At 73.0% G+C, this 22,913-nt stretch carries 22 protein-coding genes; 11 read left to right on the top strand and 11 right to left on the bottom strand.

Features of this window, described 5'->3' with window-relative positions:
- Positions 1 to 188 precede the first annotated feature (188 nt).
- The gene (locus ACFVS8_RS12800; RefSeq protein WP_387062626.1) at positions 189 to 2,492 is read right to left on the bottom strand and encodes an FdhF/YdeP family oxidoreductase; all 2,304 of its coding nucleotides are present in this window, start codon (positions 2,490 to 2,492) and stop codon (positions 189 to 191) included.
- A 1-nt stretch (position 2,493) separates the two neighbouring features.
- Positions 2,494 to 3,411 (bottom strand): formate dehydrogenase accessory sulfurtransferase FdhD, encoded by a 918-nt coding sequence (gene fdhD, locus ACFVS8_RS12805; RefSeq protein ID WP_387062629.1) that lies wholly within the window; start codon positions 3,409 to 3,411, stop codon positions 2,494 to 2,496.
- A gap of 114 nt (positions 3,412 to 3,525) precedes the next feature.
- Here fdhD and ACFVS8_RS12810 point away from each other — a divergent pair, with 114 nt between their 5' ends.
- The 3 genes from ACFVS8_RS12810 (at position 3,526) to ACFVS8_RS12820 (ending at position 6,109) form a co-directional block, all read left to right on the top strand.
- The gene (locus ACFVS8_RS12810; protein ID WP_387062632.1) at positions 3,526 to 4,521 is read left to right on the top strand and encodes an NAD-dependent epimerase/dehydratase family protein; all 996 of its coding nucleotides are present in this window, start codon (positions 3,526 to 3,528) and stop codon (positions 4,519 to 4,521) included.
- Between the two features lie 74 nt (positions 4,522 to 4,595).
- Positions 4,596 to 5,555, top strand: coding sequence for an arginase family protein (locus tag ACFVS8_RS12815; RefSeq protein WP_387062635.1), 960 nt, complete (start codon positions 4,596 to 4,598; stop codon positions 5,553 to 5,555).
- A 62-nt stretch (positions 5,556 to 5,617) separates the two neighbouring features.
- Positions 5,618 to 6,109 (top strand): SixA phosphatase family protein, encoded by a 492-nt coding sequence (locus ACFVS8_RS12820; protein WP_387062637.1) that lies wholly within the window; start codon positions 5,618 to 5,620, stop codon positions 6,107 to 6,109.
- A gap of 29 nt (positions 6,110 to 6,138) precedes the next feature.
- Here the strand turns inward: ACFVS8_RS12820 and ACFVS8_RS12825 are convergent, their stop codons facing one another.
- From ACFVS8_RS12825 to ACFVS8_RS12840, 4 genes are read right to left on the bottom strand one after another with little or no spacing between them, the layout of a single operon-like run.
- Positions 6,139 to 6,924, bottom strand: coding sequence for an ABC transporter ATP-binding protein (locus ACFVS8_RS12825; RefSeq protein WP_387062640.1), 786 nt, complete (start codon positions 6,922 to 6,924; stop codon positions 6,139 to 6,141).
- The gene (locus tag ACFVS8_RS12830) at positions 6,921 to 7,739 is read right to left on the bottom strand and encodes an ABC transporter permease (protein WP_387062642.1); all 819 of its coding nucleotides are present in this window, start codon (positions 7,737 to 7,739) and stop codon (positions 6,921 to 6,923) included. The genes ACFVS8_RS12825 and ACFVS8_RS12830 overlap by 4 nt, the downstream gene beginning before the upstream one ends.
- Positions 7,739 to 8,578, bottom strand: coding sequence for a molybdate ABC transporter substrate-binding protein (gene modA, locus ACFVS8_RS12835; protein ID WP_387062645.1), 840 nt, complete (start codon positions 8,576 to 8,578; stop codon positions 7,739 to 7,741). Before modA ends, ACFVS8_RS12830 begins: the two co-directional genes overlap by 1 nt.
- A complete protein-coding gene (locus tag ACFVS8_RS12840; RefSeq protein WP_387062648.1) occupies positions 8,575 to 8,991 on the bottom strand; it encodes a molybdopterin-binding protein in 417 nt (138 codons plus the stop codon). Before ACFVS8_RS12840 ends, modA begins: the two co-directional genes overlap by 4 nt.
- Before the next feature lie 199 nt (positions 8,992 to 9,190).
- Here ACFVS8_RS12840 and glp (ACFVS8_RS12845) point away from each other — a divergent pair, with 199 nt between their 5' ends.
- Positions 9,191 to 10,402, top strand: coding sequence for a gephyrin-like molybdotransferase Glp (glp, locus tag ACFVS8_RS12845; RefSeq protein ID WP_387062650.1), 1,212 nt, complete (start codon positions 9,191 to 9,193; stop codon positions 10,400 to 10,402).
- Between the two features lie 117 nt (positions 10,403 to 10,519).
- On the opposite strand, the gene ACFVS8_RS12850 is transcribed toward glp (ACFVS8_RS12845), so the two are convergent.
- Positions 10,520 to 11,173 carry a TetR/AcrR family transcriptional regulator gene (locus ACFVS8_RS12850; RefSeq protein WP_387062653.1) on the bottom strand — a complete coding sequence of 218 codons (654 nt, stop codon included), beginning with the start codon at positions 11,171 to 11,173 and terminating at the stop codon, positions 10,520 to 10,522.
- Positions 11,174 to 11,307: 134 nt separating this feature from the next.
- On the opposite strand from ACFVS8_RS12850, the gene ACFVS8_RS12855 reads away from it, so the two are divergent.
- From ACFVS8_RS12855 to ACFVS8_RS12870, 4 genes are all read left to right on the top strand, one after another.
- Positions 11,308 to 14,172 (top strand): MMPL family transporter, encoded by a 2,865-nt coding sequence (locus ACFVS8_RS12855; protein ID WP_387062656.1) that lies wholly within the window; start codon positions 11,308 to 11,310, stop codon positions 14,170 to 14,172.
- Positions 14,169 to 16,163: a YhgE/Pip domain-containing protein gene (locus ACFVS8_RS12860; protein ID WP_387062659.1), complete on the top strand. Its 1,995-nt coding sequence runs from the start codon at positions 14,169 to 14,171 to the stop codon at positions 16,161 to 16,163. The genes ACFVS8_RS12855 and ACFVS8_RS12860 overlap by 4 nt, the downstream gene beginning before the upstream one ends.
- A gap of 104 nt (positions 16,164 to 16,267) precedes the next feature.
- Entirely contained in the window at positions 16,268 to 17,377 is a 1,110-nt protein-coding gene (gene moaCB / locus ACFVS8_RS12865; RefSeq protein WP_387062662.1) for a bifunctional molybdenum cofactor biosynthesis protein MoaC/MoaB, read from the top strand.
- A complete protein-coding gene (locus ACFVS8_RS12870) occupies positions 17,370 to 17,819 on the top strand; it encodes a molybdenum cofactor biosynthesis protein MoaE (protein WP_387062665.1) in 450 nt (149 codons plus the stop codon). The genes moaCB and ACFVS8_RS12870 overlap by 8 nt, the downstream gene beginning before the upstream one ends.
- A 26-nt stretch (positions 17,820 to 17,845) precedes the next feature.
- On the opposite strand, the gene ACFVS8_RS12875 is transcribed toward ACFVS8_RS12870, so the two are convergent.
- The 4 genes from ACFVS8_RS12875 to glp (ACFVS8_RS12890) form a co-directional block, all read right to left on the bottom strand.
- Positions 17,846 to 18,301, bottom strand: coding sequence for a hypothetical protein (locus ACFVS8_RS12875; protein WP_387062668.1), 456 nt, complete (start codon positions 18,299 to 18,301; stop codon positions 17,846 to 17,848).
- A 356-nt stretch (positions 18,302 to 18,657) separates the two neighbouring features.
- Positions 18,658 to 18,924 (bottom strand): DUF6457 domain-containing protein, encoded by a 267-nt coding sequence (locus tag ACFVS8_RS12880; RefSeq protein ID WP_387062670.1) that lies wholly within the window; start codon positions 18,922 to 18,924, stop codon positions 18,658 to 18,660.
- Positions 18,921 to 19,751: a molybdenum cofactor guanylyltransferase gene (locus tag ACFVS8_RS12885; RefSeq protein WP_387062673.1), complete on the bottom strand. Its 831-nt coding sequence runs from the start codon at positions 19,749 to 19,751 to the stop codon at positions 18,921 to 18,923. The genes ACFVS8_RS12880 and ACFVS8_RS12885 overlap by 4 nt, the downstream gene beginning before the upstream one ends.
- Entirely contained in the window at positions 19,748 to 21,091 is a 1,344-nt protein-coding gene (gene glp / locus ACFVS8_RS12890) for a gephyrin-like molybdotransferase Glp (protein WP_387062676.1), read from the bottom strand. The genes ACFVS8_RS12885 and glp (ACFVS8_RS12890) overlap by 4 nt, the downstream gene beginning before the upstream one ends.
- A gap of 88 nt (positions 21,092 to 21,179) precedes the next feature.
- Between glp (ACFVS8_RS12890) and ACFVS8_RS12895 the strand changes: the two genes are divergently transcribed.
- The 3 genes from ACFVS8_RS12895 to ACFVS8_RS12905 are packed head-to-tail and all read left to right on the top strand — an operon-like array spanning position 21,180 to position 22,911.
- On the top strand, positions 21,180 to 21,770 hold the full coding sequence (locus ACFVS8_RS12895; RefSeq protein WP_387062678.1) for a sulfite oxidase-like oxidoreductase: 591 nt from the start codon (positions 21,180 to 21,182) through the stop codon (positions 21,768 to 21,770).
- Positions 21,746 to 22,654 carry an FAD-binding oxidoreductase gene (locus tag ACFVS8_RS12900; RefSeq protein WP_387062681.1) on the top strand — a complete coding sequence of 303 codons (909 nt, stop codon included), beginning with the start codon at positions 21,746 to 21,748 and terminating at the stop codon, positions 22,652 to 22,654. The genes ACFVS8_RS12895 and ACFVS8_RS12900 overlap by 25 nt, the downstream gene beginning before the upstream one ends.
- Positions 22,654 to 22,911, top strand: coding sequence for a DUF6510 family protein (locus ACFVS8_RS12905; protein WP_387062683.1), 258 nt, complete (start codon positions 22,654 to 22,656; stop codon positions 22,909 to 22,911). The genes ACFVS8_RS12900 and ACFVS8_RS12905 overlap by 1 nt, the downstream gene beginning before the upstream one ends.
- The last annotated feature ends 2 nt before the right edge of the window (positions 22,912 to 22,913 follow it).

The raw sequence follows: 22,913 nt of genomic DNA on the forward strand, positions 1-22,913 counted from the left end.
GGACCCTGTGGGAGAGTAGGACACCGCCGGACAACCATTCCCGAAGAGCCGCCCACCACGTGGGCGGCTCTTCGCATTTAACACACCAACCGCACGATGAACGTGCCGGTCGCGATCGACCAGAAGGGCCGCCCCGCAGGGGCGGCCCTTCTGTCGTTGACGTCGGCCCGTCTGTCGTGAACGGCGGCTCACGCCCGCTCCGTGGGCCGCTCCAGTCGCACGATCACGGCTTTCGAGACGGGAGTGTTCGACTCCTCCGCCGCACTCTCGAGCGGGATCAGCACGTTCGCCTCGGGATAGTAGGCGGCGGCGCAGCCGCGTGCGGTCGGGTACGCCACGACGCGCTGGTTCGCCAGCGTCCGATCGGGCTGTCCGGGCCACTCGCTCACGACATCGACCCGATCGCCGTCGTCGAGTCCGAGTTCCGCGAGGTCGTCGGGGTGCACGAACACCACGTCGCGCCCCTTCCTGATGCCGCGGTACCGGTCGTTCAACCCGTAGATGGTGGTGTTGAACTGGTCGTGCGACCTGAGGGTCTGCAGGATCAGCCGCCCCGCCGGCCGCTCGAGGTGCTCGAGCTCGTTGACGGTCAGCATCGCCCTGCCGGTGGGAGTGTCGAAGCGGCGCTCGTCGCGCGGGCCGTTCGGGAGGACGAAGCCGCCTTCGCGCCGGACGTCGGTGTTGTAGTCGGAGAATCCGGGCACCACGCGCGAGATGCGGTCGCGGATGAGGTCGTAGTCGCCTGCGAACGCCGACCAGGGAATGCCGTACCGGTCGCCGAGGGTCGCGGAGGCGAGCGCGCAGACGATCGCCACCTCGGACCGCAGTCCTTCGGCGACGGGCGGGATCGCTCCGTGACTCGCGTGCACCGCGCAGACGCTGTCCTCGACGGAGACGAACTGCGGTCCGGTCGCCTGCAGGTCGACCTCGGTGCGTCCGAGGGTGGGCAGGATGAGCGCCTCCTCCCCCGTGACCACGTGCGACCGGTTGAGCTTGGTCGAGACCTGCACGGTCAGCTTCGCCCCGCGCATGGCGGCTTCGGCTGCGGCGGTATCGGAGATCGCGCCGACGAAGTTGCCGCCGAGCGCCACGAACACGTCGAGGTCGCCGTCGCGGAGGCCGTGCACCGTCTGCAGCGCGTCGTACCCGTGCTTGCGGGGCGCGCTGAAGCCGAACTCCCGGTCGAGTCCCGCGAGGAACGGCTCGGGCATGCGCTCCCAGATGCCCATCGTGCGGTCGCCCTGCACATTGCTGTGCCCGCGGATCGGCGAAGCTCCTGCGCCGGGCTTGCCGATGTTGCCCCTGAGCAGCAGCAGGTTGACGATCTCCTTGATCGTCGCCACGGCCTTCCTGTGCTGGGTGAGGCCCATCGCCCAGGTGATGATGACCCGGTCGGCGGCGAGGTAGTCGGCGGCCAGTGCATCGATCTCGCCGACGTCGAGGCCCGTGGCCGCGGCGACATCCGCTTCATCGAGGTGCGCGAGATGCGCGCGCAACGCGTCGAGGCCGCTCGTGCGGTCGGCGAGGAAGGCGTGGTCGAGCACCGTGCCCGGTGCGGCGTCTTCGGCGTCGAGCACCCGCTTCGACAGGGCCTGGAGCAGGGCCATGTCGCCGCCCGAGCGGATCTGCAGGAACCGGTCGGCGATGACCGTGCCCTTGCCGAGCAGGCCGCGCACCTTCTGCGGGTTCTTGTAGCGGACGAGGCCGGCCTCTGGCAGCACGTTGACCGAGACGACGCGCCCGCCGTTGCGCTTGGTCTCCTCGAGTGCTGTGAGCATGCGCGGATGGTTGGTGCCGGGGTTCTGGCCCATGACGATCACGAGATCGGCCTTGCCGAAGTCGTCGTAGGCGACGGTCGACTTGCCGATGCCGATCGTCGCGTTCAACGCAGTGCCGGTCGACTCGTGGCACATGTTCGAGCAGTCGGGCAGGTTGTTCGTGCCGAGCGCGCGCACGAAGAGCTGGTACAGGAAGGCGGCCTCGTTCGATGCGCGGCCGCTCGTGTAGAACGCCGCCCGATCGGGCGAGTCCAGGGCGTTCAGGCGACGCGCCACGAGCGCGAAGGCGTCGTCCCACGAGATCGGCTCGTAGTGGTCGGAGCCCGCGGGCTTGTGCACCGGCTCCGTCAGGCGGCCCTGCTGGCCGAGCCAGTACTCGCTCCGGTCGAGCAGCGACGTGAGCGAGTGCTCCGCCCAGAAGGAGCGCGGCACCGTGATCGGCGTCGCCTCCCAGGTGGTGGCCTTCATGCCGTTCTCGCAGAACTCGAGCGTGTTGCGATGACCTGGGTCGGGCCAGGCGCAGCTCATGCAGTCGAAGCCGTCCTTCTGGTTGATCGCGAGGGCGAGACGCGCCGTGCGGGACAGGCCCATGTGCGCGAGTGCGGGTTCCATGGAGTGCAGGATGCCGGGGGCGCCGACCGCCCACGTCTTGTTGTGCCCGACCTCGAGGTCGGGATAGGGGCCGTCGGCGGCCGTGGCGCGGGGGTCGGCCATGTCAGCCCGCCGTCGCGGGTCGGGAGGCCTGTGCGGCGAGGTGCTCGGCTCCGTGCGCAGCGGGGCGGGCGGCTGCTCGCTCGGCCTCGATCGGCTGCTCGACGATCCGCTCGGCGCCCGCGTAGACGACCATCGAGTCGCCGCGCATGAAGCCGACGAGGGTGATGCCGGCGTGCTTCGCGTGCTCGACGGCGAGCGACGACGGCGCCGACACCGCGGCGAGCATCGGGATGCCGGCCATCGAGGCCTTCTGGGTGAGCTCGAAGCTCGCCCGGCCCGACACCTGCAGCACCATCCCGCGCAGGGGGAGCAGCCCCTCGCGGGCGGCCCAGCCGATGACCTTGTCGACGGCGTTGTGCCGCCCCACGTCTTCGCGGAGCACGAGCATCTCGCCGGTGCGGCCGTCGAAGAGCGCTGCCGCGTGCAGGCCGCCGGTCTTCTCGAAGACCTCCTGCCCGGCGCGGAGTCGATCCGGGAACCGCACGAGCAGCTCGGCGGGCACGCGGAGGTCGGCATCGGCGACCGGATGCGACGTGCGCGTGTGCACGGCGTCGATGCTCGCCTTGCCGCAGACGCCGCACGAGCTGGAGACGTACGTCGCGCGCTGCGCCGCGGCATCCGGAACCTGGACGCCGGGCGCGAGGGTGAGGTCGAGCACGTTGTAGGTGTTCTCGCCGTCGTCGCCGGCGCAGTGGATCGCCGCGGTCACCTGGTCGCCGCGGGACACGACGCCCTCGGAGACGAGGAAGCCGACCGCGAGGTCGATGTCATGACCGGGAGTGCGCATCGTGACGGCCAGCGGCGCCCGCCCGACGCGGATCTCGAGCGGTTCCTCGACCGCGAGGAGGTCGTCGCGACGGCTCGTGCGGCCGCCGACCGTGATTCTGGTGACCCGCGTCCGCGCGGTGATCCTGCCCATGCTCCCTGCCTATCACGGACTGCCGGGCGCGCGATGGGATCGCGCTGGATTCCCGAGGTTCGCGGAGCGTGAACACGGGTGCCGCCGGCATGCGGCCTGTGGTGGGATGACGGCATGGACCTGCTCGTTCTCGGCGGCACGCAATGGCTCGGACGCACGCTCTCGGCGGAGGCGGTCGCACGCGGCCACCGGGTGACGTGCCTGGCGCGCGGGGAGGCCGGCGGCGTCGCCGAAGGAGCCGCCCTCGTGCGGGCGGACCGCTCCGAACCGGGCGCCTACGCGGAGGTGGCCGGGCGATCGTGGGACGCGATGATCGACGTGACCCGTCAGCCCGGTTACGCCCGTCGGGCGGCGGCCGACCTCGCCGGTTCGGTCGGGCACGCGACCTTCATCTCGTCGTGCAACGTCTATGCCGCCCAGGATGAACCGGGCGCCGACGAACGCGCCGCACTGCTGGCGCCCCTCGACGCCGACGAGTCGACGCCCGAGACCTACGGCGAGGCGAAGTCCGCGATCGAGCAGGCGTACCGCGAGGCGTTCGACGGGCGGTTCCTCGCCGTGCGGCCGGGCCTCATCGCCGGACCGGGCGATGCCTCGGGGCGCAGCGGCTACTGGGTCGCGCGGGCCGCACAGGCGGCGCGCGACGGCGGGCCGGTGCTCGTGCCCGACGTGCTCGACGACGCCGCGCAGGCCGTGCACGTCGACGACCTCGTGCGGTTCGTCGTGGACGCCGTGGAGCGCAGGGCCACCGGCGAGTTCAACGTGGTCGGCGATCGCGGAACGTTCGGCGACTGGCTCGCGGCGGCGACCGCCGTGGCCGGGTACGACGGAGAGGTCGTCGCGGCCTCGCCAGAGTGGCTCGCCGAGCAGGGGGTCGCCGAGTGGTCGGGGCCCGAATCGCTGCCGCTCTGGATCCGCGACCCCGAATGGCGGGCGTTCCAGGATCGATCCAACGCGGCCGCGAAACGTGCCGGGCTCACGGTCAGGCCGCTCGAGCAGCTGCTCCGGCAGACCCTCGAATGGGAGCGGGCGCAGGGGCTCGATCGCGAGCGCAGGGCCGGACTGTCGGCCGCGCGCGAGCGCGAGCTGCTCGCACAGCTGCGGGGGTGAGGCGTCCGGGATCGCAGACGCGAACCTCGGCGGGGGCGGCGCAGGCTCCCCGGCACGATCGGTAGCGTGCTGCCATGTCCACGCTCTCGCACGATCCGAGCTGGCCGCGGGCCGGCGGTTGGCCCGCCCTCGACGAGACGGATGCCGCGGCATCCGTCGATCTCGCACTGCTCGGCGTACCGGCGTGGCGCACCTCGTTGTCAACCACGAACGCCCACGCGACGCCGGCCGCGATCCGCGACGCGTTGCGACGGTACAGCCCGGCGGTGATGCCGGACCGGGCCGCTGACGGCGTCGTGCGCGACCTCGGCGGAGCGGGCGAGGGGGGACTCGTGATCGTCGACGCCGGCGATGTCGAGGAGCCCGACGGGCCGGAGGGCGAGGCGCGCACGCGCGCCGCGGTGGGCTCGGCACTGGAGCGCGCGCGCAGCCTCATGGCGCTCGGCGGCGACAATTCGGTGACGGTCGCGACCGCGCTCGGAGCTTGGGGCGACGACCTCGGTCGAGCCGGGCTCGTCACGATCGACGCGCACTACGACCTGCGCGACGGCGTCTCGAACGGCTCGCCGGTGCGTCGTCTCGTCGAGGCCGGGCTCCACCCCGCGCGCATCGTGCAGATCGGCATCGCCGACTTCGCCAACTCCGCGGAGTACGCCCGCCGGGCGCAGGACCTCGGCATCACGGTGATCCATCGCGACGAGCTGCACCACCGCTCGCCGGCCGACGTCATGGCGGAGGCGCTCGCCGTCGCCGGAGCGGCGGGCGGCCCCGTGCACCTCGACGTCGACGTCGACGTGTGCGATCGGGCGGTCGCGCCGGCCTGCCCGGCCTCGGTGCCCGGCGGCATCGCCGCGTGGGAGCTGCGCGCGCTCGTGCGGGCGGCGGCCTCCGACGACCGCGTGCGCAGCGCCGACCTCGTCGAGATCGACGCGACGACGGATGCCGCCGACCAGCGCACCGTGCGGCTCGCGGCGCTCTGCGTGCTCGAGTTCGCGGCCGGGCTCGCGATGCGGGGGCGGCCCGCGGCGGAGTGAGCTGCGTGCCCGCTGCCGGTGCTGCCGGTGCGGCGGCGGGCACGCGGTGGCAGACTCGGCGCATGAAGACGCTCATGCTCGTGCGCCACGCCAAGTCCGACTGGGGACAGCCGGGACTCTCCGACCACGATCGGCCGCTCAACGAGCGAGGGCTGCGCGACGCCCCGGCGATGGGCGCGCGGTTGCGCGATCGAGGCTCGATCCCCGACGCGATCGTCTCGAGCACGGCGCTGCGGGCGCGCACCACGGCGGGCCTCATGGCCGAGGCCCTCGGCGTGGGCGAGGCATCCGTCGAATTCGACGAACGCCTGTACGGATCGTCGCCGCAGACGATCCTGCGCGTGGTCGGCGATCTCGCCTCCGACGTGCAGCGCGCCATGATCGTGGCGCACAACCCCGGCATGGCCGACCTCGCCTTCGACCTCACCGGCTCGATCGGCGAGATGCCGACGTGCGCGGTGCTCGAGCTCGACTTCGACATCGAGGAATGGGCCGAGGTCGAGTTCGAGCCGCCGACGGAGACGCGGTTCGACACGCCTCGGTCGGCCGACTAGGCGGTTCGACGGCCGGGACGGGCCGATGGTCAGCCGTCGGATGCCGCGAGCATGCGCCGGACGTACGGCGTCGCCGGGTCGGCGCGGATCGCGTCGAGCGTGCCCCGCTGGGTGACCCGCCCGGACTCGAGCACGAGCACGGAGTCCGCGAGCGCGGCGGCATCGGCCGGGCTGTGCGTGACGAGCACGGTCGCGCCGCCGAACTCGCGCACGTGGGTGGCGAGCTCGGCGCGCATGTCGGCACGCACCTCGACGTCGAGCGCCGACATCGGCTCGTCGAGCAGGAGCACGTCGGGCTCGGCCGCCAGCGCGCGCGCGAGGGCCGCGCGCTGGCGCTGCCCGCCCGAGAGCTCGGCCGGCAGGCGATCGGCGAGCGCGACGAGGTCGTAGCGCTCGAGCCACGGCTGGGCCGCCGCACGCGCGGCCGACCGCGATCCGCGCATGCGCGCCGCGAAGGCGACGTTGTCGCGCACGTTCAGGTGCGGGAACAGCACGTAGTCCTGGAAGACGACGCCGACGCGTCGTCGCTCCGGCGGCAGCGCGTCGATGCGACGGGCGCCGATCGAGATGCTGCCGGCCTCGAGCGGCACGAGCCCCGCGATCGCCGACAGCAGGCTCGACTTTCCGGCGCCGTTCGGGCCGATGATCGCGAGCGGATGCCCCGCCCGCACGTCGAACGTCGCCGCGATGCGCGTGGCACCGAGGCTCAGCTCGACGTCGACCTCGAGCCCGGGGCGGTCGCCCGCGGCATCCGAGGACCGAAGCCGGTCGCGGCTCGGACCACCCTGTCCGGGCACGTGGCGCTCGCCGCTCATGCCGTCGCCCCCGGAAGCCAGCGGTCACGGAGCGTGAGCAGCACGACGATCGACACCGCGAGCAGCAGCAGGGCCAGCGCGACGGCCTCGTCTGGGTCGGTCTGCATGGCGAGGTAGCTCGCGATCGGCAGGGTGCGGGTCGTGCCGGGCAGCGAACCTGCGAAGGTGATCGTCGCACCGAACTCGCCGAGGGCGCGCGTGAAGCAGAGCACGCCGCCCGCGGCGACGCCGGGTGCGACGAGCGGCAGCGTGACGTGGCGGAACACCTGCCAGCGCGATGCGCCGAGCGTCGCAGCCGCGAGTTCGGTGCGGCGGTCGGAGGAGCGCAGGGCGCCCTCGACCGCGAACACGAGGAACGGCAGCGCGACGAACACCTGGGCGATCACGACCGCGCCCGTCGTGAACGGGATCGTGATGCCGAAGGCCTCGTCGAGCCACTGCCCGAGGAGCCCGCGCCGACCCAGCAGCATGAGCAGGGCGATGCCGCCGACCACCGGCGGCAGCACGAGCGGCACGGTGACCGCGGCCCGCAGCAGGCGTCGCGGCAGCACCGGCCACGACTCGGCGTGCGCGACGAGGGCCGCGAGCGGGATGCCGAGCACGAGGCAGATCGCGGTGGCCAGCAGGGCCGTCGTGAACGAGAGCACGAGCGCGTCGAGCACCGCGCTGCTCGCGAGCAGTTCGGGCAGCTCGGCCCACGGTGCCCGCGCCACGAGGGCGACGAGCGGCAGCACGAGCACGGCGAGCGCCACGACGGCGATCGCCGTGACCGGCCAGGCGAGTCGCCCGGTGGTACGTGCTGCCGCTCGCGCCACTACGGGGTTCCGAAGCCGTAGGAGTCGAGCGTCTCGCGACCCGGGTCGCCCGTGACGAACTCGACGAACGCGGCGGCTGCCGCGGCCTGCGCCTCGTCGGCCTCGGCGGCGGTGATCGCGGCGATCGGGTAGCGGTTGACCACGTCGGCGGCGGCCTCGACCTCGATGCCCTCGACGTCGTCTCCGGCGGCCTGCACGTCGGTGCGGTAGACGAGCGCCGCGTCGACCTCGCCGAGCGAGACCTTCGTGAGCACGGCCTTGACGTCGGACTCGAGCGTGTCGGGTGCGGCCGTGATGCCCTCGTTCGCGAGGAGCTTCGCCGAGGCCGCGCCGCACGGCACCGACTCGTCGCAGAGCGCGATGCGCAGGTCGGCGTTCGCCAGGTCGTCGAGCCCGGTGACTCCAGCCGGGTTGCCGGCCGGCACCACGAGCTCCAGCGTGTTCGTGGCGAAGACGACGGGGTCTTCGGCCAGGCCGGCATCGACGACCTGCTGCATGGGCGGTTCGGCCGCAGAGGCGAACACATCGGCCGGGGCTCCCTCGATGATCTGCGTCGCGAGCGCACCGCTGCCGCCGTAGCTCACGGTGACCTCGACGCTCGGGTTCGCCGCCTCGAACTGGGTGGCGAGATCATCGAAGGCCTCGGTGAGGGATGCCGCGGCGAGCACGGTGACCTCGGCTGCGGCCAGATCGGGGCTCGCCGATATCTCGGCCGGAGCGCTCGGATCTGCGTCGCCGCCCGAGCCGGTCGTCGCGCACCCGGCGAGGGCGAGCGCGGTGAGCGCTGCCGCGGCAAGGCCGGAGGCGGTGCGCAGGGTCGTGCGGGTGGATCGGGTCATGACGTGGCTCCTCTGGGAAGTTCGATGGTGACGACGGTGGCTTTGGCGCTCGCCGCGGCGAGCACGCCCGGCTCGAGTCCGAGTTCGTCTGCGGCTTCGCGGCTCATGAGCGAGACGATCCGGAACGGCCCGGCCTGCAGCTCGACCTGCGCCATGACGCCGTCGCGCTGCACGGCGGTGACGAGGCCGATGAAGTGATTCCGGGCCGACGTGCGTGCGAGGGGGAACGCGTCGGCGAGCGCGCTGCCGCCCGCGTGCTCGGTCATGAGCCCGACGAGCTCGGAGCCTTCGACGACCTGCATGCCGTTCGCGCCGCGGGTGAGGGCGATGCGGCCCTGGTCGGCCCAGCGGCGGACGGTGTCGTCGCTCACCCCGAGGAGCGCGGCCGCCTCGCTGATGCGGAACTGATTCATGGTTTCTCCCGTATTCGCGGAACTGTCACGTTACTCTACTCACACAACGGAAATGTTCTTCCACGATATGAGATCACTGTGATGTGTTCGTGATGTGCTCGCGCGCGATGCCTGCGAGAATCGGGGGCATGATCCGCAACGCCGCCGCACCGGCCGAAGACCGCCGGCCGGCCGAACACTGCCAGACGGAGACCGAGCGATGAGCGCACGGGTGGGCGTCGAGGAGCACGCCGCGTTCGTGCGCTCCCTGCTCTCCGGACTCGGTGCCCGGCCGACCGAGCGTGTGGCGGTGGCCGACGCACTCGGCCGCATCACGGCATCGCCCGTCGAGTCGCCGATCGCCCTGCCGCCGTTCCGCAACTCGCAGATGGACGGCTTCGCCGTGCGAGCCGCGGATGTCGCGGCGGCCGCCGATGGGCCGGTCGTCCTGCCCATCTCAGGAGAGGTCGCGGCGGCGCCGGGCCTGCCCGAGCCGCTCGCGCCCGGGACCGCCGTGCGGATCATGACCGGAGCGCAGGTGCCCGAAGGCGCCGACGCCGTCGTGCCCGTCGAGGACACCGAAGCCGTGGTCGGCGACTCCGACTCCGTGCGCGTCCTCGCGCCGCGCGCGCCCGGTGCGTTCGTGCGCGACGCCGGCTCCGACCTCGCTGCCGGCGACGACGTGCTGCCGCCCGGACTCAAGCTCGGCTCGCGGCACCTTGCGGCGGCGGCGGCCTCCGGGCTGACCGAGCTGCTCGTGCGCGAGCGCGTGCGCGTCGCCGTCGTGAGCACCGGCAGCGAACTCGTCTCCCCGGGGGCCGAGCTCGGGGCCGGCGAGATCCCCGACGCGAACGGCGTCGCCCTCGCGTCGGCGGTGCGTGCCGCGGGCGCCGTGGTCGTGTTCGAGGCGCGCGTGCGCGACGACGTCGACCGGCTGCGGGCCGAACTCGACGCGGCGCGCGACGCCGGCGCCGAGCTCGTCGTCACGAGCGGCGGCATCTCGAAGGGCGCTTACGAGGTCGTGCGCGAACTGCTCGAGCCGCTCGGCGCCTGGGTCGGCTCGGTCGCGATGCAGCCCGGAGGCCCCCAGGCCGCGGCGGCCTACCGGGGCATGCCCGTGATCGGGTTCCCCGGCAACCCCGTGAGCGCGCAGCTCTCGTTCGAGCTCTTCGTCGCGCCGACGCTGCGCGCCATCGCCGGGCTGCCCGCGGCATCCGTCGACCGCCTCGAGCTCGCCGAGCCGCTCGTCTCGGTCGCCGGCCGACGGCAGTACCTGCGCGGCCGCCGCGACGAGGCGGGCCGGGCGGTCGTGGTCGGCGGACCGGGGTCGCACCTCGTGGCGGCGCTCGCCGCATCCGACCTGCTCCTCGTCGTGCCTGAAGACGTCACGGCACTCGGAGCCGGCGAGCTCGTCGACGTGGTCGCGCTCTGAAGCGCCGAGTCGCTGAAGCGCCGAGTCTCTGAAGCGCCGAGTCGCTGAAGCGCTGAGTCTCTGAAGCGCCGAGGTGCTGGGGCATTGCGGGCGTTGAGGCGCTGACGCGCCCGCCCGTCAGGCCTGCGTCGGCCCGTCGATGATGAGCTCGGCCACGAGCGCGAGCTCGGAGCTCGTGTCGCGGTGGATGAGTTCGGCGTTCTCGCCGGCGATGGCCGCGCGCACGGCGCTGCCCTCCCAGACGAGCAGCATGAGGCGGGCCGCCTCGATCGCCGGGATGCGGAACGAGATGCCCTTCGCTCGGCCGATGTCGGCGACGATCTGGGCGACGTTGCGCCGCATCTCGGCCTCTTGGGCGAGGTAGGCGGCGGCCATCTCGGGGTTTCGCAGCGCGTGGATGCGGATCTCGCTCATGAGCAGCACGCCCAGGCGGTCGTCGGCCGACACCTCGAGCACCTGATCGAGGATCTCGAAGACGTCGACGTGGCTCTCGTCGAGCGTGCCGTCGCACTCGAGCTCGGCGACGCGTGCGGTGACGGCCTCGACGCGACGGTTCGCGACCTGGCCGGCGAGTTCGAGGAACAGTTCGTCCTTCGACGCGAAGTTCGAGTAGAAGGCGCCGCGCGTGAATCCGGCGCGGTCGCAGACGGCCTCGACGGATGCCGCGGCGAGCCCCACCTCGGCGAACACCTGCGCCGCGGCGTCGAGGAGCTTGCGTCGCGTGTTCTCACGACTGCGCGTCGTCGTCGCCGTGCTGCTCGGTTCGGCCATGACTGCCATTCAACCCCCGTATTCACATGAAGGCCACAGGTTTGCGAGCCCTCACCCCTCTACGATACAACTACGTATCGGATACAGCGCTGTATCGAACTCCCGCACCTGACATCCGGCCCGGAGGCGCTGCCTTGTCCACACTGCTCTATTCGCTCGGCCGCTGGTCGTACCGTCACCCGTGGCGTGTGCTCGTCTCGTGGCTGCTGCTGCTCGTCATCGCGGGCGGTGCATTCGCGATGTTCGGCAAGGGCACGAGCAACAGCTTCTCGATCCCCGGCACCGAGGCGCAGGCCGGCCTCGAGCAGCTGAACCGGTCGTTCCCCCAGGCGAGCGGCACGAGTGCGCAGTTCATCGTGGTCGCCGCCGACGGCGACAGCGTCGAAGACGCCCCGTACACGACCGACATCGAGCAGACGATCGGCGACATCGAAGACCTCGACGGCGTGCTCGCGGTGACCGACCCCTACGACGAGATGGTCACCGGCCTCGTCTCCGACGACGGGAGCGCGGCCCTCGTGCGCCTGCAGTTCGACGGCGAGGCCACCGACGTGCCCGAGTCGACGAAGGAGCACCTGCACGAGATCACCGACGAGCTCGCCGCCGAGTTGCCCGACGGTTCGCAGGTCGCCCTCGGCGGCGACCTCTTCGCGGTCTCGGTTCCGGGCATCACCCTGACCGAGGGCGTCGGCGTGCTCATCGCGCTGTTCGTACTCATCGTCGTCTTCCGCTCGTTCGCCGTCGGCGCGCTGCCCCTCGCCTCCGCGGTGATCGGCGTCGGCCTCTCGCTGTCGCTCATCATGCTGTCGACGGCGTTCGCCGACATCTCGTCGACGACCCCGCTGCTCGCGCTCATGCTCGGCCTCGCGGTCGGCATCGACTACGCGCTGTTCATCATGGCCCGACATCAAGACCAGGTGAGGGCGGGCGAAGACCCCGAGGAGTCGGCCGCGCGTGCGACCGGCACCGCCGGTTCCGCCGTCGTGTTCGCCGGCATCACGGTGCTCATCGCGCTCATCGGCCTCGGCTTCGCGAACATCCCCTTCCTCACGGTCATGGGCATCGCCGCAGCCGTCGCGGTCGCGATCGCCGTGCTGGTCGCCGTCACGCTGACCCCCGCGTTCCTCGGGTTCGTGAAGGGCCGCGTCGTCGGCTGGAAGCGCCGCGAACCCCGCGGCCGTCGCCGGGCACGACAGCAGCGAGCGGATGCCGCAGCCGGGCGTCAGGCCGTCGACGGCGAGCCCGCGGCACCCGGCGCCCAGACCGAGGCGGTCGCCCGTCGCGGGTTCGCCGCGCGCTGGGTCGGCCTCGTGACGCGGCACCCCGTCGTCACGACCGTCGCGATCGTGCTCGGACTCGGCATCGTCGCGATCCCCGCCGGAAGCCTCGCCCTCGCCCTGCCGAACGCCGGCATGCTGCCGAAGGACGACCCGGCGCGTGTCTCGTACGACCTCGTCGCCGAGCACTTCGGCCCGGGCTTCAACGGCCCGCTCGTGCTCACCGGCACCATCGTGACGTCGACCGACCCGCTCGGCCTCATGGAAGACCTGGGCGACGAGATCGCCGAGCTGCCCGGCGTCGAGACCGTCGCCCTCGCGACGCCGAACGAGACCGCCGACACCGGCATCGTGCAGGTCATCCCGACCACCGCGCCCGACGACCCGGCCACCGCCGACCTCGTGCGCGAGCTCCGCGGGCTGCACGACCACTTCCTCGACGAGTACGGCGTCGACCTCAAGGTCACCGGCTTCACGGCCGTCGCGATCGACATCTCCGACCGGCTCGGTGCGGCGCTCGTGCCGTTCGGCGTCTTCGTGGTCGGGCTCTCCCTCATCCTGCTCGCGATCGTGTTCCGCTCGATCTGGGTGCCGATCACCGCCGCCGCCGGGTACCTGCTCTCGGTCGTGGCCGCCTTCGGCGTCGTGGCCGCCGTCTTCGAATGGGGCTGGGGCGCCGACCTGCTCCACGTCACGAAGGTCGGGCCGATCATCAGCTTCATGCCGATCGTCGCGATGGGCGTGCTGTTCGGCCTCGCGATGGACTACCAGGTGTTCCTCGTCAGCCGCATGCGCGAGGACTACGTGCACGCCCGCCGAGCGCTCGACGGCCACTCGAGCCGCCAGCCCCGCGACATCGCGCTCGGCGCGGTGCGCTCCGGCTTCACCGCCTCGGCGCGCGTCGTGACGGCCGCGGCCGTCATCATGTTCGCCGTGTTCGCCGCCTTCGTGCCCGAGGGCGACTCGTCGCTCAAGCCCATCGCGCTCGGCCTCGCCGTCGGCATCGCGATCGACGCCTTCATCGTGCGCATGACGCTCGTGCCGGCCGTCATGGCCCTGCTCGGCGACAAGGCCTGGTGGCTGCCCAAGTGGCTCGATCGCCTCCTGCCGCACTTCGACATCGAGGGCGAGGCCGTCGAACGCGAGCGCGCGCTCGCCGACTGGCCCGAGCCCGACACGACGGCGGCGATCGTGGCATCCGACCTCTCGCTCGTCGAACGTGAGGTCACCGTGTTCGAGGGCGTCGGCGTGCGCGTCGAACCCGGCAGGGCGGTCGTGGTCGCCGGGCCCGACGAACTCGCCACGCGCGCGCTGCTGCTGGCGCTCGCCGGACGCATCGACACCACCGGCGGCCGCCTGCGCGTCGCCGGGCACCTGCTGCCCGGGCGTTCGGCATGGGTGCGCGCGCACGTCGGCGTCGCACTGCTCGCCGAGGCCGAAGACCCGGTCGTCGAGCTGCGCAAGGCCCTGCGCGGTCGCACGGCCATCGTCGTCGTCGACGGCATCGACCACGTCACCGACCCGGCGACCCGCGACCGACTCGCCGCCCTGCTCTGGGACGCCTCGCTCGAGGCATCCGTCACCGTCGTGATGTCGGCGCTCGACGCCGACGGCGCGCGCGCCGTGCTCACCGCAGCAGGCCACCCCGACGCCCCCGCCATCGAACTCGCCGCGGCCGACGCCGCGACGCCTGAACTCTCCACCACCGAGGTGAACGCATGACCCTCCCAATCGAGCGGGCGCGCACCAAGCGCCCCGTCACCTGGCTCACGATCGTCGGCGTGCTCATGCTGCCCGTCGTGATCGGCGGCATCCTCGTCGCGGCCCTCTACAACCCCACCGAACGGCTCGGCGAGCTCAACGCGGCGATCGTGAACAACGACGAGCCCGTGACCATCGACGACCAGCTCGTGCCGCTCGGGCGCCAGCTCACGGCAGGCCTGGTCGAGGGCACCGGCGGCGACGACGAGAACCTCACGTGGACCATCTCGAACGCCGAGGACGCGAAGTCCGGCCTCGCCGACGGCACCTACGCCGCCGTCATCACGATCCCCGAGAACTTCTCGGCCGCCGCGACCTCGACCGCGCCCGGCGGCACGCCCGAGCAGGCGACGATCGAGGTGTCGACCCCGCCCGACAGCCTGGTCGTCGACGACGCCATCACGGCACAGGTCGCGTCGACCGCGACCGCGGTGCTCGGAGAACAGCTCTCGAGCACGTACCTCGAGAACGTGTTCCTCGGCTTCACCGACCTCGGCACGCAGCTCGGCACGGCGGCCGACGGCGCCGCGCAGCTCGCCGACGGTGCGCAGCAGGCCGCCGACGGAGCCGCCGCCCTGCCCGACGGCGCGACGCAGCTCGCGACCGGGGCGACCGGCATCGCCGACGGCGCGACGCAGCTGGGCAGCGGGCTCGACGAGATCGCCGGAGGCACGAGCGCATCGGCCGACGGTGCGAGCCAGCTCGCCGGCGGCCTCCGCGATGCGGCGGCCAAGGTGAACAACCAGGAGCTCGTCGGCGCGGCGCAGCAGAGCGCCACGAACGCCTCGGATGCCGCATCGAAGACCCTCGGCGTCGCCATGGCGGCCGGCGAACTCGCGCAGTCCCTCGGCGCACTCGTCGCGCAGTGCGTGCCGCCGACCCCCGGGAGCACCTTCTGTGCCGACCTCGCGGCGGCGGCCGGATCGGCGGGCGTTGTCGCGACCGATGCAGGCGCTGCGGCCAAGGCCGCCGGCACCGCGAGCGGCTACGCCCAGCCCACCGCAGACGGCATCGCCCAGCTCACGACGGGCACGAGTGCGGGCCTCACCGAGGCGGCCGGCAAGACCGACGAGCTCGCGGCCGGCCTCACCCAGCTCGCCGACGGCACCGCGCAGTCCGCCGACGGCGCGCGCGCACTCGGCGACGGGGCGACCCAGCTGGGCTCGGGCGCCGACCAGCTCGCGACCGGCGCCGGAACGCTCGCGACCGGCGTGCAGTCGCTCGCCGACGGCACCGACGAGCTCGCGACCGGGCTCCGCACCGCATCGACCTCGGTGCCGTCGTACACCGAATCCGAGGCGCAGAGCCTCGCATCGGTCGTGGCAGACCCGGTCGAGGCCGACGGCACGGGCAGCTCGCTGTTCGGGGCATCCGCGATCCCGCTGCTCGCGACCCTCGCGCTCTGGTTCGGCGGCCTTGCGACGTTCGTGGTGCTGCAGGCCGTGTCGCGGCGTGCGCTGACCTCGCGGGCGCCCTCGGCACTGCTCGCCCTGCGCGGCTTCGCGCCGGCGGCCGCGCTCGGCGCCCTGCAGGGCGTGCTCGTCGCGGGAGTGGTGCAGATCGCCGCGTCGTACGATCTCGGCGAGTGGCTCGTGTTCGCCTCGATCTGCCTGGCCGCCGGTGTCGCGTTCGCCGCCGTCAACCAGGGACTCGTGGCGGTCTTCGGCGGCGCCGGCCGGTGGATCTCCGCGCTGGTCGGCGTGCTCGCGGTCGCGACCGGCGTCGTCTCGACGGTGCCCGGGCCCATCGCCGACATCGCCGCGCTCATGCCGACGACCCCCGCCTACAACGGCATGGTCTCGGCCCTCACCTCGACGAGCGGGGTCGGCGCGGCGTTCGTCGGACTGGTGATCTGGGCCGTGCTCGCGTTCGGCGCGACGACGATCGCCGTCGCGAGGCGCCGCACCACCTCGGTGCGCGCGCTCCTGCGGGCAGCGCCCACGGGGGCGTAGCCACCGGCCCACGCCTTCCGACGAGCGGGTCGCGAACACCGACTGCGGTGCTCGCGACCCGCCGTGCGGTTCACGGCTCGCTCGATGGTCGCTAGCGTGAGGGTATGCATTCGCTGACCCATCTCGACGACGACGGCCGCGCCCGCATGGTCGACGTCGGCGGCAAGCCCGTCACGCGTCGCGTGGCGATCGCCGAAGGTCGCCTCGACACGACTGCCGAGGTCGTCGCACTCGTGCAGGGTGACGCGCTGAAGAAGGCCGACGTGCTGCCGACCGCGCGCATCGCGGGCATCCAGGCCGCCAAGCGCACGAGCGACCTCATCCCGCTCGCGCACATCGTGCCGCTCGACGCCGTGTCGATCGACTTCGGGTTCGAGCAGGCCGCCGTCACGATCCGTGCGACCGTGTCGACCACCGCGCGCACGGGCATCGAGATGGAGGCGCTCACGGCCGTCGCCGTCGCAGCGCTCACCCTGCACGACATGGTCAAGGCCATCGACCCGGCGGCGCAGACGGGCGGCATCCGCCTGGTCGAGAAGCGCGGCGGCAAGCGCGGGGTCTGGCGAGCGGGTGCCGCGGGCGAGCCCGGTTCGGCCGAGCACGGTGCGGCCGAGCACGGAGTGGGCGGATCGCCGATCTCCGAGCCCGAGCAGGACGCCGCGGGCGCACGCAGCGCGATCGTGCTCGTCTCCTCGACGCGTGCCGCCGCCGGCGAGGCGCCCGACACGACGGGCCCCATGATCGTGGACTGGCTCAGCACGCACGGGTTCGAGGTGCCCGCGCCCGTCGTGGTCGCCGACGCCGACATCGCCGATGCGGTGCGCGGTGCCGTCGCCGGCTCGCCGACCGTGCTCATCACGACCGGGGGCACCGGCGTGAACCCGGGCGACCGCACGCCCGAGGCGACGCTGGCCGTGCTCGACCAGGAACTGCCGGGCGTCGCGGAGGCCATCCGTGCGGCCGGTCGTGCGGCGACGCCCACCGCAGCGCTCAGCCGAGCGCGCGCCGGCATCGCCGGGCGAACGGTCGTCGTCAACCTGCCCGGATCGCGCGGCGGGGTCTCCGACGGGCTCGCGGTGCTCGACGACCTGCTGCCGCACCTCGTCGACCAGGTCGCGGGCGGCGACCACCCGGCATCCGCTCGGCGCGGAGCACCGGAAGCGATCGTGCCGCCGCGCCCGACCACCCGTACCGAAGGAACCCACCATGCCTGAGCACGAGACGTTCGAACGCCCCGCGACCGAACCCGAGGTCTACGCCCGGGTCACGACGGAGGTGCTCGACCGCGACGCGATCGAGGCGTTCGTGCGCTCGGCCGAGAACGGCGCGCTCGTGACGTTCGAAGGCGTGATCCGCGACCACGATCACGGCGAGGCGGTCACGGCGCTCGACTACGAGGCGCATCCGGCCGCCGAGCAGTTCCTGCGCGAGACGCTCGAGCAGGTCGCTCGCGAGACCGGGCTGCGCCTCGCCGCCGCCCACCGCATCGGCTCCCTCGCGATCGGCGACGTGGCGCTCGTCGCCTCGGTCGCCGCACCGCATCGAGCTCAGGCGTTCTCGGTGTGCGGGTACCTCGTCGACCGCATCAAGGAACACACCCCGATCTGGAAGCGCCAGCACCTCGACGGCGGCACGACCGAGTGGGTGAACCTCTGAGCTGAGGCGAGCGCGCCGGTCTCGCCTCAGAGCGGCGTCGACTCGGCGCGAAGCAGTTCGAGACGCTCGGGATGGAAGAGCGCGACCGCGGTCGCGGAAGTGACCTCGACCGGTGTCGCGAGGATCTCGCGCGCCGCGCGGGCGAGTACGTCCACCGCCTCGCCTCCCATCATGAGGTCGGTCTCGGCGAGGATCTCCACTAGCTCGACGTCCTCGCCGCTCGCGAATGGACCGATGAGCCGGACATCGGATGCCCCGCTCCGTTCGAACGCCCGGATCAGCTCATCCCGCCGCAGGGCGAGGCGCTGGCGAACGGGCAGGTCGGTGAACGGCCGACGTTCGCGGACAGCGGGCAATCGCGGGGCGGCGTATTGGGCGACGGCCTCGGCGATGACATGCTTCTTCGTCTCGCCGAGGAGGTAGGCGAGATCGCTCACCAATCGGTGGGTCTCGCCATCCGCTTTCAGCGAGTAGTCGCGCATCTCTCTCCTCGTGCAGGTTGCTGATTGCTGGTCGCGGGGTTCTCGCGCAGAATCCGGTGCCGGAGTGCCGGAGTGCCGGAGTGCCGGAGTGCCGGGGTGCCGGGGTGCCGGGGTGCCGGGGTGCCGGAGTGCCGGAGGTTCTGGGGGCATACTCCTCTCGGATCGCGACATGAGGGACGCATTCGGACATGCACGTGCATCGGGGTGCGGTCGGCGCGCCCTGTGGAGGAGCAGGGTGGGATGAGTCCCTCGTGGGCGTGGGCGTGGGCGTGGGCGTGGGCGTGGGCGTGGGCGCGGGCGCGGGCGTGGGCACCTGGCCGCCGGATGCGGCGGAGGTTTCGTGGTTGCAGTGGAGCTCAGCCGTCGGCGCGCGTGCCGATGCGCTCCGCGACCTCGATCGCGGTGCCCGGCGCGGTGCCGCGCCCGACCGCGAGTCCGATCATGAACGCCGTGACCGGGCCGGCCGGGCGTGCGATCCCATGTGCGACGCGTCGCGTGAGGTCGAGGATCTCGCCGATGGGCACGTCGGCCGGGTCGAGGCCGAGCGTGGGGGCGATCTCGGCGACCCACGCGTCGAGGTCGGCGGGAGCAGGCTGATCGGGGTGCTCGGTTCCGGTGGTCATGCACGCTCCTCGGTGTCGGTGTCGGTGTCGGTGTCGGTGCCTGTGTCGGTGTCGGTGCCTGTGTCGGTGTTGGTATCGGTGTCGCTGCGGCTGTCGGTGCCGCCGCGACCGGCGGTGCGAGTGCCGCCGTCAGCGCCGGGCGCAGGACCACGGCGTGGGCGCTCCCGTGCGCGCTCCCGTGCGCGTTCGAGGTCGGGCCAGGTGTCGACGTCGGCGCCGGTGCCGCCGTCGGCGACCTCGACGAGGTCGAGCCCGCCCACGAGGTGACGCATCGCGGCGCCGTCGGGCCCGCCGTCGAGCGCCCCGAGCGCGGTGTCGAGCGCGGCACGGGCGTAGATCGCGGTGAGCCATTGCGTGCGCCCGTCGACGTCGACGAGGCAGACCCCGTCGGCCGCGATGTGCCGGGCACGGCCGGCGAGCACGCGGTCGACCGCGTCGGGCGCCTGCGGCAGGTCGCACGCGAGCACGAGCACGTCGGAGGGTGCATCCGACCTCGCCGGGTCGAGGGCCGCGAGCCCAGCCGCGATGGCGGCCACGGGCCCGCCGAACGGCGGTTCCTCGCGCACGACGAGGCAGCCGGGAGCGCTGAGCGCGGGCGGGCCCACCACGACGACGGTTCGGGCACCGGCGCGCCGGGCGGCGTCGATCGCGAGGCTGAGGAGCGTGCGTCCGCCCACCTCGAGCTCGGGCTTGCTCGCACCGTCGAGCCGCGACGCCCGCCCGCCCGCCAGGAGCACGGCGTCGAGCGGCCGCGCCGCGGCATCCGTCGGCCGTGCTTCGGCCAGGGCCGTCGGCCCGGTCGGCTCATCGGCGAGGTCGTCGCTCACGGCGTCACCAGCACGTCGACCTCGTCGCCGGCCTCGACGCGTTCGACCTGCTCGGGCACGACGGCGAATCCGGATGCCGCGGCGAGCCCGCCCGACAGGTGCGAGCCCGCGCCGCCCCGCGTCGCGGGCCGCACGCGGAGTCCGTCGAACGCCGCACCCGCGTCGTCGGGCATCGTCGCGTCGCACCGCGTCTCGACGAAGGCGACCGGCATGACCTGCAGCCGCCCGACCGGCGAGTCCCAGCCGGTCGTCGCGACGGCACGCACGCGGCGTCGCTGGACCGAGGCCAGACCCTGCAGCGCGAGCAGGGCCGGGCGGACGAACACCTCGAACGAGACCGCCACGGCCACCGGGTTGCCGGGCAGGCCGAACACCGGCGTGCCGTCGGCCAGACGGCCGAAGGCCTGCGGCGAGCCGGGTTGCATCGCGACGCGCACGAAGTCGACCGTGCCGATCGCCGACAGCACGCGGCGCACCACGTCGTACGCGCCGACGCTCACGCCGCCGGAGAAGACCACCGCGTCGGCCGCCTCGCGCTCGTCGAGCCAGGCCCGCAGGAGCTGCTCGTCGTCGGGCATGCGCACGACCTCGGCGACCTCGCACCCGGCGTCGCGCACGAGCCCCGCGAGCAGGAGGGAGTTCGAGTCGGGGATGCGGCCCGGAAGCAGGGCTTCGCCCGGCTCGGTCAGCTCGCTTCCGGTCGCGACCACCGCGACCCGCGGACGGCGCACGACCTCGAGCGATGCGCATCCGGCCGTCGCTGCGGCCGCGACGTGGCGCGGACCCAGCAGCAGGCCGGCGTCGAGCAGCCGGTCGCCGACCGCCAGGTCTTCGCCAGCGCGACGGATGTGCCGGCCCCGGTCGGGAGCGCTGAACACCTGCACGAGGTGCGCCGCACCTTCGCCGGACGTGCCGCCGTCGGTGCGCTCGACCGGCACCACGGTGTCCGCCCCGGCGGGCAGCGGCGCTCCGGTCATGATGCGGGCGCACTCGCCCCGGCCGATCGACGGTGCGTCGAGCACTTCGGTCGACCCGGCCGCGTGATCGGCGACCACCTGCAGCGCGACCGGAGCTTCGGGCGTCGCGCCCGCGACATCCGCCCACCGCACGGCGAAGCCGTCCATGGCCGAGTTGTCGAAGGGCGGCGAGGCGATCACGGCGTCGACGGGGATCGCGAGCACGCGCCCCGCGGCATCTGCGAGCCGCACGGACTCGGTGCCCCCTGGGGCTGCGACCCGGGCGCGGGCGTCGACCCTCAGGGCCTCGAGCACCCGCTCGAGATGCCCCGCCACCGGGATCAGGGTGGCCGTCTCATGGAACGCGGCCCGCGTGCTCGGCATGCGTCTACGCTAGCGCCGACCTCTGGCCGCGGGCGCCTCGCATCGGTATCGTCAGCTGGAAACGGGATGGTCGATCGGGAGGCAGCGCATGTCATTCGTCACACGCGGATTCGGCGGCAGGTCGCGCGATCGCGACGAACGCCTGCCACCCGGCCAGACGCTCGTGCACGACTTCCCGGTGCTGTCGGCGGGCCCGACGCCCGAGGTCGACACCGCCGAGTGGGAGCTGCGCATCATCACCGAGGCCGGCACCCACCGATGGTCGTGGGACGAGTTCAACGCGCTGCCCGCCGAAGACGTCGTCACCGACATCCATTGCGTCACGCACTGGTCGAAGCTCGGCACGAACTGGCGGGGCGTCTCGCTCGACACGCTGTTCGAGAACGTCGAGTCGCAGTTCGACTACGTCATGGCGCACAGCTACGGGGGCTACACGACGAACGTGCCGCTCGACGAACTGCTCGACGGCCAGGCCTGGATCGTCACCGAGTTCGACGGCGAGCCGCTCGACCCCGAGCACGGCGGACCGGCGCGGCTCATCGTGCCGCACCTGTACTTCTGGAAGAGCGCGAAGTGGGTGCGCTCGCTCGTGATGATGCCCCGCGACGACCCGGGGTTCTGGGAGCAGAACGGCTACCACCTCCACGGAGACCCGTGGCAGGAGGAACGGTACTGGTGATCGGCCGCGCCTCGGTGCCGCGGTCGGGATGGCACACCGCCACGGTCGCCGCGAACACCCCCGAGACGACCTCCGCCGCGAGGCTTGAGCTCGACGTCGACGGCTGGCCCGGCAACGCCGCAGGCCAGCACCTCGACGTACGGCTCACCGCACCCGACGGGTACTCGGCCACCCGTTCGTACTCGATCGCCTCGTCGGGCCCGGCGACCGGCGACGCCACACGGGTCGTGCTCGCGGTCGACCGGGTTCCAGACGGCGAGGTGTCGCCGTTCCTCGTCGACGAGGTCCGCCCGGGCGACCGGTTCGAGGTGCACGGCCCGCTCGGCGCCTTCTTCGTGTGGCAGGCGGGGGCGGTGCGCGGTGCGGATGCCGCGGGCGGGCCGGGTGCGTCGGGCGGAGCGGATGCCGCGGGCGGGCCGGATGCGTCGGGCGGAGCGGATGCCGCGGCCGGGCCGGGCGCGTCGGGCGGAGCGGATGCCGCGGCCCGACCGGTGCAGCTCATCGCCGGAGGATCCGGCGTCGTGCCGCTCGTGGCCATGGCGCAGGCCCACGCCGACGCCGACGATCCCACGCCGTTCCGCCTGCTCTACTCGGTTCGCCGGCCGGCCGACGTGTTCTTCGCCGCCGAGCTCGAACGGCTCACCGCCGCATCCGCCCCGTTCCGGCTCGACCTCGTCTACACGCGCGAGGCGCCCGCGGGCTGGCCGACCCCGCCCGCCCGCATCACGCGCGAGGCGCTCGCCGCGGCGGTGGTCCCGGCATCCGACGACCCGCTCGTCTACGTCTGCGGCTCGACGGGGTTCGTCGAGCGCGTCGCATCCTGGCTCATCGAACTCGGGCACGATGCCCGGGCCATTCGCACCGAACGATTCGGAGGCACCTGATGCAACATGTCGACGGCAACGCGCTCGCCGGAGCGCTGGCCGAGTTCTTCTCCTTCGACGTGACGACGGCCGTCGCCAGGTGCAACGGCTGCGGCGCGACCGACGAGTTCGCGCGGGCGCTCGTGTACACGAGCCCCGCCGGCACCGTCGTGCGCTGCGCGTCGTGCGACCACGTGCTCGCGACGCTCGTCGAGTCGGGCGACCGCGCCTGGCTCGGATTCAGCGGCGTGAGCGCGCTCGAGGTGCGCCGGGCCTGAAC

This window comes from Agromyces sp. NPDC058110, from assembly GCF_042884735.1.
Taxonomy (GTDB): domain Bacteria; phylum Actinomycetota; class Actinomycetes; order Actinomycetales; family Microbacteriaceae; genus Agromyces.

Bases quoted from the DNA above. Each gene is read 5' to 3' on its own strand.
- ACFVS8_RS12800 (WP_387062626.1), bottom strand. From the start codon at position 2,492: ATGGCCGACCCCCGCGCCACGGCCGCCGACGGCCCCTATCCCGACCTC.
- fdhD (WP_387062629.1), bottom strand. From the start codon at position 3,411: ATGGGCAGGATCACCGCGCGGACGCGGGTCACCAGAATCACGGTCGGC.
- ACFVS8_RS12810 (WP_387062632.1), top strand. From the start codon at position 3,526: ATGGACCTGCTCGTTCTCGGCGGCACGCAATGGCTCGGACGCACGCTC.
- ACFVS8_RS12815 (WP_387062635.1), top strand. From the start codon at position 4,596: ATGTCCACGCTCTCGCACGATCCGAGCTGGCCGCGGGCCGGCGGTTGG.
- ACFVS8_RS12820 (WP_387062637.1), top strand. From the start codon at position 5,618: ATGAAGACGCTCATGCTCGTGCGCCACGCCAAGTCCGACTGGGGACAG.
- ACFVS8_RS12825 (WP_387062640.1), bottom strand. From the start codon at position 6,924: ATGAGCGGCGAGCGCCACGTGCCCGGACAGGGTGGTCCGAGCCGCGAC.
- modA (WP_387062645.1), bottom strand. From the start codon at position 8,578: ATGACCCGATCCACCCGCACGACCCTGCGCACCGCCTCCGGCCTTGCC.
- ACFVS8_RS12840 (WP_387062648.1), bottom strand. From the start codon at position 8,991: ATGAATCAGTTCCGCATCAGCGAGGCGGCCGCGCTCCTCGGGGTGAGC.
- glp (WP_387062650.1), top strand. From the start codon at position 9,191: ATGAGCGCACGGGTGGGCGTCGAGGAGCACGCCGCGTTCGTGCGCTCC.
- ACFVS8_RS12850 (WP_387062653.1), bottom strand. From the start codon at position 11,173: ATGGCCGAACCGAGCAGCACGGCGACGACGACGCGCAGTCGTGAGAAC.
- ACFVS8_RS12860 (WP_387062659.1), top strand. From the start codon at position 14,169: ATGACCCTCCCAATCGAGCGGGCGCGCACCAAGCGCCCCGTCACCTGG.
- moaCB (WP_387062662.1), top strand. From the start codon at position 16,268: ATGCATTCGCTGACCCATCTCGACGACGACGGCCGCGCCCGCATGGTC.
- ACFVS8_RS12870 (WP_387062665.1), top strand. From the start codon at position 17,370: ATGCCTGAGCACGAGACGTTCGAACGCCCCGCGACCGAACCCGAGGTC.
- ACFVS8_RS12875 (WP_387062668.1), bottom strand. From the start codon at position 18,301: ATGCGCGACTACTCGCTGAAAGCGGATGGCGAGACCCACCGATTGGTG.
- ACFVS8_RS12880 (WP_387062670.1), bottom strand. From the start codon at position 18,924: ATGACCACCGGAACCGAGCACCCCGATCAGCCTGCTCCCGCCGACCTC.
- glp (WP_387062676.1), bottom strand. From the start codon at position 21,091: ATGCCGAGCACGCGGGCCGCGTTCCATGAGACGGCCACCCTGATCCCG.
- ACFVS8_RS12895 (WP_387062678.1), top strand. From the start codon at position 21,180: ATGTCATTCGTCACACGCGGATTCGGCGGCAGGTCGCGCGATCGCGAC.
- ACFVS8_RS12905 (WP_387062683.1), top strand. From the start codon at position 22,654: ATGCAACATGTCGACGGCAACGCGCTCGCCGGAGCGCTGGCCGAGTTC.